The 16,617-nt window shown below is 75.1% G+C and carries 13 protein-coding genes; all 13 read left to right on the plus strand.

Translation table 11 applies throughout. The features are described 5' to 3' along the window. The first annotated feature begins 7 nt into the window (after nt 1-7). The 13 genes from ACIBTS_RS11845 to ACIBTS_RS11905 all read left to right on the plus strand — a co-directional run bounded on the left by ACIBTS_RS11845 (nt 8) and on the right by ACIBTS_RS11905 (nt 16,614). Nucleotides 8-529 carry a phage tail protein gene (locus ACIBTS_RS11845; RefSeq protein WP_319345079.1) on the plus strand — a complete coding sequence of 174 codons (522 nt, stop codon included), beginning with the start codon at nt 8-10 and terminating at the stop codon, nt 527-529. A gap of 4 nt (nt 530-533) precedes the next feature. Next, nucleotides 534-1,265, plus strand: coding sequence for a hypothetical protein (locus ACIBTS_RS11850; protein WP_399318644.1), 732 nt, complete (start codon nt 534-536; stop codon nt 1,263-1,265). A gap of 2,176 nt (nt 1,266-3,441) precedes the next feature. Further along, nucleotides 3,442-4,698, plus strand: coding sequence for a DUF4255 domain-containing protein (locus ACIBTS_RS11855; RefSeq protein ID WP_399318646.1), 1,257 nt, complete (start codon nt 3,442-3,444; stop codon nt 4,696-4,698). After that, nucleotides 4,695-5,021 carry a hypothetical protein gene (locus ACIBTS_RS11860; protein ID WP_399318648.1) on the plus strand — a complete coding sequence of 109 codons (327 nt, stop codon included), beginning with the start codon at nt 4,695-4,697 and terminating at the stop codon, nt 5,019-5,021. Before ACIBTS_RS11855 ends, ACIBTS_RS11860 begins: the two co-directional genes overlap by 4 nt. After that, nucleotides 5,018-5,659 carry a hypothetical protein gene (locus ACIBTS_RS11865; protein WP_399318649.1) on the plus strand — a complete coding sequence of 214 codons (642 nt, stop codon included), beginning with the start codon at nt 5,018-5,020 and terminating at the stop codon, nt 5,657-5,659. The genes ACIBTS_RS11860 and ACIBTS_RS11865 overlap by 4 nt, the downstream gene beginning before the upstream one ends. Before the next feature lie 13 nt (nt 5,660-5,672). Further along, nucleotides 5,673-5,996 (plus strand): LysM domain-containing protein, encoded by a 324-nt coding sequence (locus ACIBTS_RS11870; protein ID WP_399318651.1) that lies wholly within the window; start codon nt 5,673-5,675, stop codon nt 5,994-5,996. Beyond that, entirely contained in the window at nt 5,996-7,114 is a 1,119-nt protein-coding gene (locus ACIBTS_RS11875; RefSeq protein WP_399318653.1) for a hypothetical protein, read from the plus strand. Before ACIBTS_RS11870 ends, ACIBTS_RS11875 begins: the two co-directional genes overlap by 1 nt. After that, nucleotides 7,111-7,689: a phage baseplate assembly protein V gene (locus tag ACIBTS_RS11880; RefSeq protein WP_399318654.1), complete on the plus strand. Its 579-nt coding sequence runs from the start codon at nt 7,111-7,113 to the stop codon at nt 7,687-7,689. Before ACIBTS_RS11875 ends, ACIBTS_RS11880 begins: the two co-directional genes overlap by 4 nt. Before the next feature lie 7 nt (nt 7,690-7,696). Then, the gene (locus ACIBTS_RS11885; protein WP_079663845.1) at nt 7,697-8,047 is read left to right on the plus strand and encodes a hypothetical protein; all 351 of its coding nucleotides are present in this window, start codon (nt 7,697-7,699) and stop codon (nt 8,045-8,047) included. Between the two features lie 5 nt (nt 8,048-8,052). Then, a complete protein-coding gene (locus tag ACIBTS_RS11890; RefSeq protein WP_399318878.1) occupies nt 8,053-8,418 on the plus strand; it encodes a GPW/gp25 family protein in 366 nt (121 codons plus the stop codon). After that, entirely contained in the window at nt 8,415-11,279 is a 2,865-nt protein-coding gene (locus ACIBTS_RS11895; protein WP_399318656.1) for a putative baseplate assembly protein, read from the plus strand. The genes ACIBTS_RS11890 and ACIBTS_RS11895 overlap by 4 nt, the downstream gene beginning before the upstream one ends. Beyond that, nucleotides 11,276-14,485 (plus strand): putative baseplate assembly protein, encoded by a 3,210-nt coding sequence (locus ACIBTS_RS11900; protein ID WP_399318658.1) that lies wholly within the window; start codon nt 11,276-11,278, stop codon nt 14,483-14,485. The genes ACIBTS_RS11895 and ACIBTS_RS11900 overlap by 4 nt, the downstream gene beginning before the upstream one ends. Continuing rightward, entirely contained in the window at nt 14,482-16,614 is a 2,133-nt protein-coding gene (locus tag ACIBTS_RS11905; RefSeq protein WP_399318660.1) for a hypothetical protein, read from the plus strand. The genes ACIBTS_RS11900 and ACIBTS_RS11905 overlap by 4 nt, the downstream gene beginning before the upstream one ends. Nucleotides 16,615-16,617 lie beyond the last annotated feature (3 nt).

Consider the following 16,617-nt stretch of genomic DNA (forward strand, 5'->3'; position numbering starts at 1 on the left):
ACGACCGATGCCGGAAGTCACGCGCCGGGACCCCTTCAAGAACTTTCGCTTCCGGGTGAAGTTCAGCGGGGAGACCGCCTATATCGCCGGAATCAGCAAGGTCAGCGGACTCAAACGCACCACCGAGGTCATCCGGCACCGCGACGGCGGCGACCCGGGCACCAGCCGCAAGCTTCCCGGCCGCACGGAGTACGAGGCCATCACCCTGGAGCGCGGCTGCACCATCGACACCGCGTTCGAGGAGTGGGCCAACCGGGTCTGGAGCCTGAAGAACTCGGCGGGCGGTCTGGAGACGTCCCTGAAGGACTTCAGACGGGACCTCATCATCGACGTCTTCGACGAGGGCGGCCAGCAGGTGCTGTCCTACTCCGTGCACGAGGCCTGGGTCTCCGAATACCAGGGGCTTCCGGAACTCGACGCCGGCTCCAACGCCGTCGCCTTCGAGCACATCAAGGTGGAGCATCACGGCTGGGTGCGGGAGCACACCAACCCGCCGCAGGAGCCGCAGTTCAGCGACACCGCCGGGTGACCTCGTGCCGCATCGACTGACGGAGGCGAAGGTCCTGGAGGTGTGGGAGGGCGGGCTCGGCGGCACCCCGGCGGCCCGCTCCCTCCTGCTCGCCTCGATGGCGGCGTCGGCCGGTCAGGACGTCGCGGACCTGCCCCTGAGCGTCGTCAACGCCCTCCTGCTGGAGCTGCGTTGCGGCGCCTTCGGCGACGCGCTGCCCTGTACGGCGGACTGCCCGGCGTGTGGTGACAGCCTTGATGTGACCGTGGCGGCCGGGGAGTTGAGGCCCGCGGGGGCGAGCGCGGACGCCGACCCGGGGGGCCGCGTGCCCGCTACGGCGACGCTGACGACGTACGGCATGACGGTCACGTACCGGGCCCTCACCGGCCGCGACGTCCGGGCCGTCGATCCCACGGCGCCCCAGGCGCGTCGCAGTCTGCTGCGCCGGTGCGTCGTGCACGTCAGTCCACCCGCCGAGGAGCTGCCCGACGAGGTCCTCGAGGACGTGGCCCGACGGCTCCCGGAACTCGACCCGGGGGCCGACACCGTACTCGTACTGAACTGCCCGCAGTGCGGGCACAGTTGGGAGGCCACCCTGGACATCGGCGACCACCTGTGGACCGAAGTCTGCGGCTACGCACGCAAGTTGCTGCACGAGGTGCACACCCTGGCGCGGTCCTACGGCTGGTCGGAGGCCGAGGTGCTGGCGGTCAGCCCGGTGCGGCGGCAGTTCTATCTGGAGGCGAGCGCCGGATGAACGACTTCGTGGACCGGGTGCTGGGGGCGCCGGGACCGCGGCTCAGGCCGCTGATGCCGAACGTGTTCGACCCGGGTGCGCCGCGACTGCCGAGCGGTCAGGGTGGCCCTGGCCGCGCTCACGAGCCGGATGCGGCGCGCGTCCCGGACACGTCGGAGGCCTTGCCCTCCATGCCGACGGGCGAGCCGGGCTCGGGCGGGCACTCGTCGTCCTCGCCGCCTCTCCCGGGAGACCGGCCCCCGGCCGCCGGCAGCGATACGGCAGCGCCGCCCGCACGGACGTCTCGGACGCGGTCAGGTGCGGACGCTCCGCCGGCCGGTGACCGTCCCGTTCCGGTCGACACGGGCCGGCCCACCGACGTGGAGGGCGGCGCTTCCACGCCTGGCGAGAGCCCCCCTCCTCGTCCGAACCGCTCGCCTCGCGCCATGGCGGCGACGCCGAAGGACATGCCGAGCGTGTCCTCGCCCGGCCGACGCGCCGAGGCGTCCCCCACGGACGCCGCGGTAGCGCCACAGGCACCGGGCGAGCACCCGAAACCCCGGAGCGCCCGCCCCGAGCCCCAGACACCCGGCGTCCCGAGGACGGCGGCCAAGCCCGAAGACACCGCCCCGTACGCCTCGCAGACGGAGGCGACCGACGCCACCTCGGCACACGCCCCGACGACGACGGCGGCGATCTACGACACCTCGCCGCACGCCCCGACGACACCGTCCGAGGCTCGGCACGCCGAAGCGCCGGTGCACAGCACGTCCGCTCCACCGAGTACGCGGGACACGTCCCGAAGAGCTTCCCGCGTGCCCCCCGAGGCTCACAGTGCGTCGCCCCGCGACCCGGCCCCACCGCCCACACTCCAACACACGCCACCGCCCGGCCCGACGACGCCTCCCCCGTCCGACGACATGCGCCCACCCGCTCTGGCTCGGTCCCACCGGCCCGAGGAAACTTCACCGCACAACCCGGCCACCGCTCCCCGGGCGGAGGACACCTCACGGGACAACCCGGCCGCCCCTCACCGGCCTGAGGACACCTCACCGCACCACCCGACCGCTGCTCCCCAGGCCGAGGACACCTCACCGGACATCCCGGCCACGCCTCGCAAAACCGACGCCACGTCACGACGCCACTCGGGCCCGTCCTCGCCGCCCGAGGGAAGCCCGCCGTACCATTCGGCGTCGCCCGCCGGGCCCCCGGCCGCGACACCGGAGGTCCCGGACCCGACCCGCAAGGGCCGGAACGCGCGGCCGCACCCCGAAGGCGTGCCGGCATACAGTGCGGCGACGCCACCACACCACAGCGTCGTCCCACGACACGGCACCGTCGCGCCATCACACGACCCGAACACGCCCGGGTCGCCCCGCACGCCGGGGACCCACCGCCCGACAACCGGCGCCGAGCACGTCCAAGGATCCGCGGTGCACGCCGACCGGCCCAACCCGCTGCCGAGCACCGAGCGCGCGCACAACCCGGTGCCCTCGGCCGAGGCAGACGCCGAGGCCGCGGTGAGGCCGACGGCGCCCGAGGCAACGGCCGTCACCCCCGCCCCACCGACGTCGAGGACCACTACGTCCCCGACACCCTCCGAACCGTCCCCGTCCAGGACCACCACACCCCCGTCGTACTCCGGACCGTCCCACTCCCAGGGCCATTCGCCTGCGGCTCCCCACGCACAACGCCCATCCCCAACCCCCTCGCCCCCGCCCGCCTCTCCATCCAGCCCCGTCCCGCTCGCGCCCACCACGGACGCCCCTTCGCGCCCTTCGGCGCTCGCCTCGCCCCCTCACCTCGGCGTCCGCGCCGCAAGGCCCGTCTCCGCCACCCCCGAGCGTCCCGCCACCAACCCTGTTCCTCCCCACGCGCACCCGAGGCCGGGCGCACGGCACCCGGCCCCCACCCCCTCCACGCACCCCCAACCCCCGCCATCCCCCGTGCACCTCACCCGACGTCCCACACCCCCCACACCCCCCGTGGCCCCCGCGTCTGCGTCACCTCCCTCGCCACCGGCCCCCGAAGCCGCACCCCCACCCCACCGCCCCACGACGCCGCCCAGAGAAACCGTCCTGCACGTCACCATCGACCGCCTCGTCGTCCATACCGCGCGCTCCCAGCCGGTGGTGGACGACCCGCCTTCGCCGCGGCGGTCGCGGATGTCGCTCGAGGAGTACCTGGGGAGGCGGTCGTGAGTGACGCGTTGGCCGTTGCCGCGGTGACGGAGACCTTGCGGGTCGCGTTGCAGGAGGCCGTCCTCCGCGCGGTGCCCGATGCGGTGGTGACGGTGCGCCATCCGGGCGGCATGGACGCCGCCGACGAGGACGACGGGCGGACGCCGACGCCGACGCGGACACGGACACGGACGCCGACCCTCAACCTGTTCCTGTACCGCACCGCCGTCGACGCCGCCTGGCGCAACACCGCCCCCCTGGGAACGCACCCCGGTGAGACCCGGCACCCGGCGCTGCCCCTCGTCCTGCACTACCTGTTCACCGGGTACGCGCCCCCGGACCAGGACTCCACTCTCCCCGAGCGGCTGCTCGGCGCGGCGATGGCGGCCTTGCACGACCGGCCCGTGCTGTCCGCCGAGGCGCTCAAGGCCGCCGCGGACTTCAGCGATCTGCATCTGCAGCCCGAACCGGTGAAGGTCACCCCGGCGGTCATGCCGCCGGACGAGATGTGGCGGCTGTGGTCGGCGCTCGGTCACGGCTACCGGCTCTCCGTGCCGTACGAGGCCCGGCTCGTGCTCATCGACAGTTCCATGCCGGGCCGGACGCCCCTGCCGGTGCTGCGGCGCGGCGCCGCCGGGGCCGGGCCGGAGGCGGCGCCGACGGCGGCGGAGCCGTGGCCGGTCCTGCGGGACGTGCTGCCGCCGGTCGCGGCGCCGGGCGCCGACGTCGTGCTCAGCGGCAGCGGGTTCGGCGGGGCCGGGGCGGGAGCGGTGAGCGTCCGCCTGACGCATCCGTTGCTCGGGGGTCCCCTCGTGCTGCCGGCCCGTGCCGACGGGGCCGCCGCCGTGCGGGTCACCCTGGACGGCAAGTTCGGTGCGGGGCAGTGGTCCGTGGTCGTCGTCCTCACCGCTCCCGACGGCAGCGAGCGGACCACCGCGCCCCGCCCGCTCCGGATCGCGCCGCGCATCACCAGCGCCCTGCCGCTGACCGTCGCGCGGGCGGGAAAGGGGGCGAAGGAGGCGAAGGGCGTCTTGGTGCTGTCCCTCGACTGCGAACCCGCCGTTCAGCCCGGTCAGCGCGCCGAGTTGCTGGTGGGTGATCTGCCCGTGCCCGCCGAGCCCTTCGCGCGGGCCACGCGCAAGCTGCGGTTCCGGCTGGTCGCGGGAGCGCCGGGGCGGTATCCGCTGCGGCTGCGCGTCGACGGCGTGGACAGTCCGCTGGCCGATCCGGGCGCGGAGCGGTTCGACGCCGACACGGCGGTGGTGATCACATGACGGCGACCCGGGTCGAACTGCGCATCCGCCGACTGGTGCTGGACTCGGCCGACGGGGTGTCGCGGGCGGCGCTCTGCACGGCGGTGGAGACGGAGCTCGCCGTGCTGCTCGGCCTCTCCCCCGCGGGCGGGCCTCGTGCCGGGCACGGCCCGACCGGGGCGGCACCCGCACACCTGTCCGCACACGTATCCGCACACGTATCCGCACACGTATCCGCACACGCACCCATCCACGTATCCGCGCACGTGTCGACGCTCGGTCGGCACATCGCCCGGGCCGTCCACCGGGCGATGTGCGAGGCGGAAGGCGAGGGTGTGTCATGAACCAAGCCATGCCGCGGCGCGGCGGTTTCGTCTTCCTCGATCCCGACCATGGGCGGGTGCTGCGGGTCGTGCCGTTCCAGTACAACCCCGACAGCATCACCCGTACGCTCCAGCCGCGGGGCATCGGGGCCGACGCCGGTGACCGGCTGGAGGCGCTGCGGTTGCAGGGACCGCCCCGGGAGACGTTCCGGATCGACGCGGAGTTCGACGCCACGGACCAGGTGGCCGCGGCGGGCGCTCCGGCGCCGCCCGCCGGTTCCGGGCTGTTCGGGATGCTGTCCGCGCTGGAGACGGCGGTCGCTCCCACGGCCGCGCAGTTGACGCAGCAGAACGACCTGGCCGTCCAGGGGATCCTGGAGATCGCCCCGGTCCAGGCGCCGCTGCCCGTGCTGGTGCTCGGCGCGCACCGGGTCCTGCCCGTGCGGATGCTGGACCTCGACGTGTCGGAGGAGGCGTACGACGGGGAGCTCAGTCCGATCCGGGCGCGAGTGACGCTGACGGTGCGTGTCCTGACCGTCGACGACGTGGGCTTCGGCCACAAGGCCGGCGGGCTGTACCTGCAGTACCAGCAGGGCAGGGAGCGTTTCGCGGCGCTCGTCGGATACGGCCCGGGAGCGGTCGGTTATGCGAGCGGATGACAGGAGATGAGCCATGTTCGAGCCCAGCAGCAGGTACCACGCGGTCCCCACGACGACGCGCACCCTCGCGGACGGCAGGACCGTGACTCACCTGCGCCGGCGTTTCCTGCCGCAGCCCGAGGAGTTGATGGTTGTCGGCGAGCATGTGGTCGCGGCCGGCGAGCGGCTCGACCGGATCGCGGCGCGACGGTACGGCGATCCCGAGCAGTCGTGGCGGATCGCCGACGCCAACCGGGCCATGTGTCCGGACGAGTTGACGGCCAGACCCGGCCGGCGGCTGCGGATCACCCTGCCGGCCGAGGCGTCGGCGGCGCCCGGCGGCGGGCCGGTCGTGTGATGACGCACCAGCTGCACCTGCTGCTGCTCGTCGGGGACACCGTGCCCGCTCCGGCCCCGGCGGCGATGATCGACGCCCTGCACGGGGTGCGGATCACCTCGGCGAGCGGCCGGACCAACGGCTTTCAGCTGACGTTCGCCGTCAGTGCCCGCTCCCCGCTGGCCGGGGCGGTGCTGCCGGGCGGGGCGCTGTACGCGAGGAAGCGGGTGGTGGTCGCCGTGGTCCTCACGGGCCGGTGTCATGTGCTGATGGACGGGGTGGTGACCCATCAGGAGCTGCACGCGGGCCGGGCTCCGGGGTCCTCGTTCCTCGTGGTCACCGGGGAGGACCTGACGGTGCTGATGGACCTGACGCACGTCCGGCGCGCCTACCCGGGGCTGCCGCCGCAACTGCGGGCGATGGCGGTCTGCGCGGGGTACGCGCAGTACGGCGTCGTGCCGCGGGCCGTGGCCCCGGTCCTCACCGACCAGCCGAACCCGGTGATCGACATTCCGGTGCAGTCGGCGACCGATCTGGCGTATCTGCGGGCGATGGCCGCGGACGTGGGGCACGTCTTCCATCTCGAACCGGGGCCCGCGCCGGGCGTCAGCACCGCCTACTGGGGGCCGCAGAACCGCGACGGAGCCCTTCAGCCGGCCCTCACCACGGGCTGCGGCGCGGCCGACAACGTGGAGGAACTCACCTTCTCCTTCGACGGGCTGGCCCCGTCCGGCTACAGCACCGACCGGCTGGAGCCGCCGTCGACGTCCGCCTCCGAGGCCGCCGCGCCCGAGCCCGGCATCCTGCGCAAGAGCCTGTCGTCGAGCCCGGCCGAGGCGCTGCGCACGGGGGCGCTCACCGGGCAGACCGGCCGCTCGCTGACCCGGACCCTGCTGGCGGGGCTCGGCCGCGAGGTCGCCGTCGACGCCGTCACCGGCCGCGGCACCGTCGACGTGCTGCGCTACGGCCATGTTCTCGGCGCCCACGCTCTGGTGGGCGTGCGCGGGGCGGGACGGGCGTACGACGGGCGGTACTTCGTGGCCGCCGTGACCCACGACCTCACCCGCGACACGTACAGGCAGCACTTCACGCTGGTCCGCGACGGGCTCGGCGCCGACACCCAGGCGGTGACCGCATGACGACAGCACAGACGGCAGGACGGATGACGGCGCAGACGGCAACGGGGTCGGCGGCACAGGTGAACCAGTGGCACGGGATGTACGAGGGGGTCGTCGTCTCCGCCGTCGATCCGACCGGTGTCGGCCGGCTCCTGGTCCGGGTGCCCGAGGTGCTGGGCGACGAGACCCCGGTGTGGGCGGTGCCGGTCACCCCGCTGGCCGGTTCGGACTGCGGGATGTACGTGGTGCCGCCGCCGGACTCCGGGGTGTGGGTGCAGTTCCTGGACGGGGACCCCGAGCGGGCGGTGTGGGCCGGGTTCCGGCGGGGCGGTTCGGGGGACGTGCCGTCGGCCGCCCGGTCCACCCCGCCGGGCGTGCCGCAGATCGTGCTGGCCACGCCCACCCAGAACGCCCTCGTGCTCAGCGACCTGCCGGGGCCCACCGGCGGGATCAAGTTGCAACTGCACGGTGAGAACGGGCCGTTCATCAGGATCAACGAGACGTCGATCGAGATCTCCTGCGGTCCCGGACTCGCCACCATCCAACTCGTCGGACCCCAGGTCATCGTCAACAACGGTGCGTTGACGGTGCTGTGAGGAGACCATGCCCGGACTGCTGCTCCACTACGGCGCGCTGATGATGTGCGCCCACCCGCCCGGCCTCGTGACCGTCCCCGCGCCCGTCCAGCAGCGTGTCCTGGTGGGGCCGCAGCCCGTGCTGACCAGCGCCGACCAGTTCCTGGTGGCCGGGTGCAGCTTCCCCGCCGTCACCGTGGGGGCGCCGCCGTGCGTGAGCATCACCTGGCTGCAGCCCTCCACCCGGGTGTTCGTGAACGGGCTGCCCGTCCTGCTGCAGCCGACGCCGGTCGGGGTCGCCCCGGCGATCGGCGTGGGCACACCGCCGCCCAACCCGCCGACGGTCCTGGCCATGCAGTTCCGGGTGCAGGGGATGTGAGCGCGATGGACATCGACTTCCCCTACCGGGTCGACGCCCGGGGCCGCACGGCGCGCGTCGACCACGCCGGTCATGTCCGGGACATGGTGGAGCTGGTCCTCTTCACCGGTCCCGGGGAACGGGTGAACCGGCCCGACTTCGGCTGCAACCTCCTCGACCTGGTCTTCGCCGGGAACAGTCCCGAGCTCGCCGCGACCCTGGAGATGACCGCCCAGGCGGCTCTGCAGCGCTGGCTGGGCGATGTGCTCACGGTGGAGTCCGTCACGGTGACGTCGCAGGAGGCGACGCTGCGGGTGCATGTGGCGTACGTCCTGACGGCGACGGGCGAGAGCCTCACCGCCACGGTCACGGGCGGGGGAACCCCCTCATGACGGTGCTGAACGGGTCCTACGAGGGCCTGAGCGCGGACGGGCCGGCCGGTATCCGGGAGGTGCGGGCGGAGCCGGACCGGCGCACGCTGACCGTCACCTTCGTCGGGGTGCTCCCGCCGGGCGTGGACCGCACCCGGTTCGTCGTCGAGGGCGGACGACGGGTCGTCGGCGTCCGCGTCCTGCGGGTCCGCCGCGACTCCGGGCCGGAGCGCGAGTACGGCGGGGAGAGTCGGCTGCGGCTGACCCTGGACCGGCCGGGCGACGACTCCACGTACCGGCTGCGGGTGCTGGGGCGGGGCTTCCACGGCGGCCACGACCACGCGGACTTCACCTTCCACCCGACCGCCGGCCACCCCCCGCGCCCCACCCCGAGGGCCGCTGAGCCGGCCGGGCCGCCCGTCGGCCCCGCCCCGGCGATCGACTACCTGGCCAAGGACTACGCCAGTTTCCGCCGGCTGCTCCTGGAGCGGCTCTCGCTCACCCTGCCGCAGTGGACCGAACGGCACGCCCCCGACCTCTGGATCACTTTGGTGGAGCTGCTGGCCCATGTCGGGGACCGGCTCAGCTACCAGCAGGACGCCGTGGCCACCGAGGCGTACCTGGACACCGCGCGGCTGCGCACCTCGGTGCGGCGCCATGCGCGGCTGGTCGGCTACCCGATGCACGACGGCTGCGCGGCCCGCACCGTCGTCTGTGTGGAGACGGCCACGGAACTGACCGTGGACACCCACGATCTGGCGTTCACGGCGCAGTCCGAGGACGAGTACCCGCAGCGGGCGGACCGGCCGCGCAGCCCGGTGATCTCGCAGGAAGCCCTCGTCTCGTCCCGGTATCCGGCCTACCAGCCGCTGGAGCGGCGCCGGATCCGGCTGCTTCCCGCGCACAACGGCGTACCGCTGTGGGCCTGGGGGAAGGACGAGTTCGCGCTGCCCGTCGGGAGCACCCGGGCCGCCCTCCTCGACGGCGACGGCAGGCACCGGGTGCTGGAGCTGAGGAGCGGCGACCTGCTCGTCCTGGAGGAGACGCGGGGACCCGGCGACAGCGCGCCCGATCCCGCTCACCGGCAGGCCGTGCGGCTCACCCGCGCGGTGCGGGACGTCGACGCGAACACCGGCAGGGCGGTGGTGAAGATCGCCTGGGCCGCCGAGGACGCCCTCGCCTTCCCGCTGTGCGTGCGCAACCCGGAGGAGCCCGGCGGGTGTCCGGGCGCCACCGTCGTGGCCCGCGGCAACGCCCTGCTCGTCGAGCACGGTCTCGGCATCGACTGGCTCCCCTACGACGAGGCCGGGAACATGGGCGCCGACCACGCCGGTGACAAGGCCGGTGACAAGGCCGGTGAGATCGTCCAGGTGCCAGGGGCGGCGGCCGCGGGTGGGGGTGTCTCGCCGGTCCGGTCCCGGCCGGTGACGCTGCGCGGCGGGCCCGTCACCTGGTCCCCGCCGTACCCCCTCCCGGCCGATCTGGCCGCGGCGCAGGCACGGCGGCTGGGGAGCCTCGCGACCCGGGCACGGGAGGGTCTGCGGGATCTGCACCACGGGGTGTCCGAGCTCCACCCGGAGAGCCGTGAGCTGCTGACCGCCCTGTTCGGGGCGTCGTTCCTCGACGACTTCGCCGGGCTCTCCGACGACGCCGACCGCCGCGGCACGGCCGCCCGTTTCCTCTCCCTGTTCGACGAGTTCTTCGAGCCCAGGCTGCGCCGCCTGGAGACGCTCGCGCTGCGCGCCCGGGCCGGGTATGTGCTCGAGGCGGCCGACGCGCGCTGGGAGCTCGCGCAGACCTGGGGCGAGCGGGCCGCGGCCGGGCTGGACCCGGCCGACCCGGCCCTGCACGGCCCGGCGAGCAGCGCCCTGCGCCCCGATCCCCGCGAGGCGCTGCCCGCGCTGTACCTCCAGGAGCGTCCGGGGAACGGCCCGGTCTGGACCCCGCGCCGGGACCTGCTGTCGAGCGGCCCCCGTGACCGGCACCTGGTGGCCGAGAGCGACGACGACGGGGTCCTCGCCCTGCGCTTCGGCGACGACCGGTGCGGCCGGGCCCCGCGCCCGGGGGCCGTGATGTACGCCTTCTACCGGGTGGGCAACGGCCGGTCGGGCAACGCGGGCAGCGAGGCCGTCAACCGCATCGCCCACCGCGGGCCCGCGCTCCTGGCGGGCGTCACACGCGTGCGCAACCCGGTGCCAGTGACCGGCGGCACCGATCCGGAGCCCCTGTCCCAGGTGCGGCTGGCCGCCCCGCGCGCCCCCTTCCGCACGCTGCTGCGCGCGGTCACCGCCGAGGACTACGCGACCCTCGCCACGGGCCGTCCCGACGTGCAGCGCGCCGCCGCCTCGCTGCGCTGGAACGGCAGCTGGTACGAGGCCGAGGTGGCCCTCGACCCGGCCGGCGCCGCCGTGCCGTCGGCGGCGCTGCTGGAGGAGGTGCGGGCGTGGCTGCACCGCTACCGGCGCATCGGGCACGACGTCGTCACCCGGCCCGCGCTGCTGGTGCCGCTCCAGGTGGGCCTGGACGTGCTCGTCGACCCGCACTACGTCACCGCCGATGTGCGCGAGGCGCTGCTGCGCCGTTTCCTGCCGGGCCGCCGGGGCGGGGGCGAGCCGGGCTTCTTCGACCCGGCGGAGCTGACCTTCGGCACCCCGGTGCGGTCCAGTGCCCTGGTCGCGCTGTGCATGGGCGTGCCCGGGGTGCGGCATGCCGAGGTCACCCGGCTGCGCCGGATCCACGGCCTCGGCGGGGAGCGGGAGGGGCCGGACGTGCCGCCGTCGGGGGAGCTGCGGATGCGTCCGCTGGAGGTTCCCCGGCTCGACGGCGACGTCGGCCGTCAGGAGAACGGGTGGCTGACCCTGCGACTGCGAGGTGGACGATGACCGACTGCTCCGCCGGCCGACCGGGTCCGGCGCCGGTGTGGAACCGTCCCGGGCTGCCCGCGCTGTCCTACCGGGTGGGCGTCCACCGGCAGTTCCTCGACGCGATGCTGGCCCGGCTGGCCGTCACCGGCGACGACCCCGCACCCCTGGAGGCGCTGACGACGCGGGAGCCGGACGACCCGTCGATCGCCCTGCTCGACGCGTGGGCCGTCGTCGCCGACGTGCTGACCTTCTATCAGGAGCGGATCGCCGACGAGGGGTTCCTGCGCACCGCGGCGGAGCACGAGTCGCTGGTGCGGCTCGGGCGGCTGGTCGGGCACCGGCCGCGCCCGGCGCTCGCGGCCGCCGCCCAACTCGCCTACACGCTGGATCCGGGCGCGTCGTGTGTCGTGCCGGCCGGGTCGCAGGTGAAGAGCGAGCCCGAGCCCGGAGCGCTTCCGGTGGTCTTCGAGACCGCCGAGGACCTCACCGCGCGGGCGGAGTGGAACCGGCTGCCGGTGCGCGCCACCTGGCCGCCCGCCCTCACGCCCGCCGTCGCGACCCGTGTCCCGTCCCTCGACGTCGAAGGGGTCCAGGCCGCCCTGCGCCCCGGTGACCGGCTGCTGTTCGCCTACCCCGACGCCCGGCTGAACCTCACGCGGGTGGTGGAGGGCGCGCAACCCGATCCGGCGCGGGGGCGGACCACCGTGGTGCTTCGGGTGCCGGACCCGCCCCGGCAGCTGGACCACGCGGTGGACGCGCTGCGGGAGGACATGGAGGACGCGGCGCGCCGGGCGCGCGCCGAGGGCCCGTTCGAGGAGCTGCTGACGTTGCTGCGCGACGTGCGGCAGCGTGCCGAGGAGCTGCGGGACCCGGACATCTTCGCGGCCCGCCTCGACCGCAGGCTGCGGCGGCTGAAGGAACGTCTCGCCGGTGTCGGCGGCGACCTGGACGCCGACAGGCTGGCCGAGCGGGCCGCCGCTCGGCTGGAGACCGTACAGGACGCCGTGCGCCGTCTGAAGGAGGAGCCGGAGCGGGCCGCCGCGGCGGCGGGCCGGGCGCTGCTGCGGGACCTCGCCGACCCGGCGGGGCGGGTGCAGCACGCGGTGGACCCGCTGCTGGACGCGCTCGGCCAAGGTGCGGACCGGGGTGCGGGCGGCGGCGCGGGCCGGGGTGCGCCGCCGCGCCCGACACCGCCCGCGGTCGCCGACGCCCTGGGCGCCGGATCCGACGCGTTGCCCCGCCTGCTCGCGGAGCACCGGCCCGGCGTCGGCGCGTCCTTCTACCAGGCGCTGTCCACGGTCGCGCCCCCGGTCACCGCGCCGGGCGTGTACCGCTTCCGGGTCACGGCCGCGCCGCTGGGCGCCTCGATCCCGGACGACGCCCGTGTCCAGCGGCTGTTGCGGGGGGCGCCGCCGCCGGCGGAGGGCGGCGGCCCGCTGCCGCACGACGTTCTGCTCCTGGACGCGGTGCACGAGGAGATCCAGCCGGGCAGCTGGATCGCGGTGCGGGTGGCGGGCCGGTCGCGCACCCGGGTCATCCGGGTCGTCGAGGTCGGCCAGTTGTCCGTCGCCAACGACGTGGACGCCGTACGGGTGACGCGGCTGGCGCTGGCCGAGCCGTGGACCGAGGACTGCGAGGACATGACCGTGCGACGGGCCACCACCGTGTGGGCGGCGGGCGAGCCGCTCGTCCTGGCCGCCCCGCCCGACCCCACGGACGTGTCGGGCCACGCCATCGCCCTGGACGGCATGTTCGAGGGGCTGACCCCCGGCAGGCCGATCGTCGTCTCGGGGCAGCGCACGGACGTGGTGCCCGACGGCGGGCCGGGGGTGGCGGGCGCGGAGCTCGCCGTCCTGGCGGGCGTACGCCATGCCTTCGACGGGACCTCGTTCGACGACCGGGTCCGCACGACGCTGCTGCTGACCTCGCCGCTCGCGCACCGCTACCGGCGCGACAACGTCGTCGTGCACGGCAACGTCGTCACGGCGACCGCGGGCGAGACCGTCACCGAGGTGCTCGGCAGCGGGGACGCCGGCCGGGCGGGGCAGGTGTTCCCGCTGCGGCGCGGCCCGCTGGTGTGGCTGCCGTCGGTGAACGCCGACGGCGGGGAGGAGGACCTCACCGTCCGGGTCGACGACGTGGCGTGGCGGCGGACCGCGGACCTGGGCGAGGAGGGGCCGGCCGACCAGGTGTTCCGGCTGCGCGCGGGCCCCGACGGCAGGGCGGCGGTGGAGTTCGGCGACGGCCGGCACGGCGCGCGTCCGCCGACCGGCACGGAGAACGTCACCGCCCGCTACCGCGTCGGCGGCGGCCGCGCGGGCAATGTCGCCGCCGGGCGGATCAACCAGCTGGTGAGCAGGCCGTTCGGGGTCAGCGCGGTCACCAACCCGCTGCCAACGACGGGCGGGGCGGACGCCGACGGCCGGGCGCGGATGCGGCAGGCGATCCCGTTGCGGCTCGCCGCATTCGACCGTCTGGTCTCGACGCTCGACCATCAGTCCTTTGCCCGTGCCTTCGCGGGGGTGGGTCAGGCCGTGGCCCACCGCTGCGTGGACGACGGCCGGCCCGTCGTGCACGTCACCGTCGTCGCCGCGGACGACGCCCCGCTGGACGCCTCCTCCCCGCTGCTGAGCGCCTTGCGCTCGGCGCTGCGCCGGTACGGCGACCCGGCGCTGCCGGTGCGGGTGGAGCCCTGCGAACGGGTCCGGCTGGTGGTGGTGCTCGGCGTCCGTACGGCCGCCGGCCATCTCCCGGAGAAGGTCGAGCAGCGGGTGCGTGAGGCGCTGGTCGCCCGGCTGGGCTCCGGCGGGGCGTCTCTGGGTCATCCCGTGTACGACAGCGCGGTCGTGGCCACCGCGCAGGCGGTGCCCGGCGTGGACTTCGTGGACCTGGACGCCTTCGGAGGGTTTCCGGAGGGCTCCGACCCGGCGGACGTCGTCCGGTTCGCGCAGCACCCCACGGTCGCCGCCTTCGTCCCGGCCCTGCCGGCCGGCCCGCGCGCGGTGCGCGAGCGCTCGCCGTCCGGCGCCGGCGCGGGCGGCACGCCGACGAACCCGGGCGACGTCGTCGACGCGTCGCAGGCCCCCACGGTCCTGCTCCCCCGTGGGAGCTCCCCGGCCGCGCCCGCTCCTACGGCCCCGCCGCGGCTGGTGCTGCGTCCCGCCCAACTGGTGCTGCTGGACCCGGCCGTGCCCGGCTCCTTGATCCTGCGGAGGATTCCATGACCCCGGACGAGCTGTACGCGCTGCTGCCGGCCGTGGTGCGCGGACGCGACGCGGAGCAGGGCGGCCCGCTGCGGGCGCTGCTGACGATCGTCGCCGAACAGGTGACGGTCGTCCAGGAGGACATCGAGCGCCTGTACGACAACTGGTTCATCGAGACCTGTGAGGACTGGGTGACGCCCTACCTCGGTGACCTCGTCGGCTACGAGATCCTGCCCCAGATCGCCGCCGCCCTGTCCGACGACTCCCTCCGGGCGAGCGGCCTGCCGGCCGCCGCCGTGGCCCGCCGGGACGTCGCCGACACCGTCGTCAACCGGCGCCGCAAGGGCACCCTGGCGCTGCTGGAGGACCTCGCGTCGGCGGTGGCCGGGTGGCCCGCCCGGGTGGTGGAGTACCGGCGGCTGCTCTGCGTCACCCAGCCCGTGCGCCGCTACGCCTCCGACGGCGCCGACGCGGACCGCAGACTGGCGCGGGGCGCCCTGGTCGACGTACGGGACGCGGGGGCGCTGGACCGGCTGGGCGGGCCGTTCGACACCCTGGCCCGCACCGTGGAGGTGCCGCGCGCGGGCTCGGCCCGCCGGGCCGGCCGGTACGGCGTCCAGTCCGTCGGCCTGCACCTGTGGCGGCTGCGCACTTACCCGGTGACCCGGGCCCCCGCGTACTGTCTGGACCGAGAGCGGGCCTGCTACACGTTCAACGTGCTCGCCGTCGACACGCCGCTGTTCACCGCGCCGGTGCCCGAGCCGTCGAGCTTCCACATCGCGGACGAGTCGAACGTCCCGGAGCCCATCGGCCGCAGGGCCCTGACGGACCGGCTGTACGACTACTACGGGCCGGGCAAGAGCCTGTGCGTGTGGACCGGGCCCGACGAGCGGGCGGACGTGGTGGGTCTGGACCGGATCGTCGTCGCGGACCTCTCCCACTGGCGCCATCGCCCCGCCGGCGAGGAGGTCGCCGTCGACCCGGTCCTCGGCCGGCTGATGCTCCCGCCGGGCACCGCCCCCGCGCACGGCGTACGGGTGACGTACCACCACGCGTTCTCCGGAGACCTCGGCGGCGGCGAGTACCCCCGCCCCGAGCCCGCGACGGACGGCGTCGAGGACCGCTACCGGGTGGGTCCCGACGAGGCCCACCACAGCATCGCCGACGCGATCGGCCGCTGGCGGGCGGAGAAGCGGGCGCACGAGCTCAAGGCGGAGGCGATCGTGGAGATCACCGCCAACGAGGTGTACGAGGATCTGACCGACATCCGCCTCGACCCGGGGGACCGGCTCACCGTGCGCGCCGCGGACGGCGTCCGCCCGGTCGTCCGGCTGACCGGGCGGCACGGCGAAGGCCGCACGCTGACGATCAGCGGCGGCCCGGCCGGGTCCCGCGGCGAGGCGACGTCGCTCGTCCTCGACGGGCTGCTGGTGACCGGCGGCGGGGTGCGGGTGCGCGGCGCAGTGGGCCGTCTCGTCGTCCGGCACTGCACGTTCGTGCCGGGCTGGGAGCTGGAGTCCCGGGGCACGCCCCTGGCGCCCGGGGCGCCGAGTCTGGACATCGCCGCCGACTGCCCGGTCCGCACCGAGATCCGCCACAGCGTCCTCGGCCCGGTGACGGTGGCCGCCCGCGACGGCGCACGGGAACCGCGCCGGGTGGAGGTGTACGACAGCGTGCTGGACGCGACGCTCAGCGAGGCGACGGCGCTCGGCGACCCCGACGGCGGCCCCGCCGACGTCCTCCTCACGGCCCGCCGCAGCACCGTCGTCGGCGCCGTGCGCGCCCGGGCCGTGGACCTGCTGGAGAACTGCCTGCTGTCCGGCGAGGTGCGGATCGAACGGCGCGACCAGGGCTCCGTACGGTTCTGCTGGCTGCCGTCCAAGGCCAGGTGGACGCCGCCGCGCTTCCACTGCGAACCCGACCACTCCGGTGCCCGGGAACTGCGCTTCGCCGGCACCCGGTACGGCTCCTGCGACTATGTCCGGCTCGCCGACGACTGCGCCGAGGCGATCCGCCGCGGGGGCGACAACGGCTCGGAACCCGGCGCGCTGCACCACCTGTTCCAGCCGCAGCGGGAGGACAATCTCCGCACCCGGCTGGCCGAGTACACCCCGGCCGGATGCGACCCGGCGCTGTTCTTCGTCACATGAGCG

The organism is Streptomyces sp. NPDC050121, assembly GCF_044460385.1.
GTDB lineage: Bacteria > Actinomycetota > Actinomycetes > Streptomycetales > Streptomycetaceae > Streptomyces > Streptomyces soliscabiei.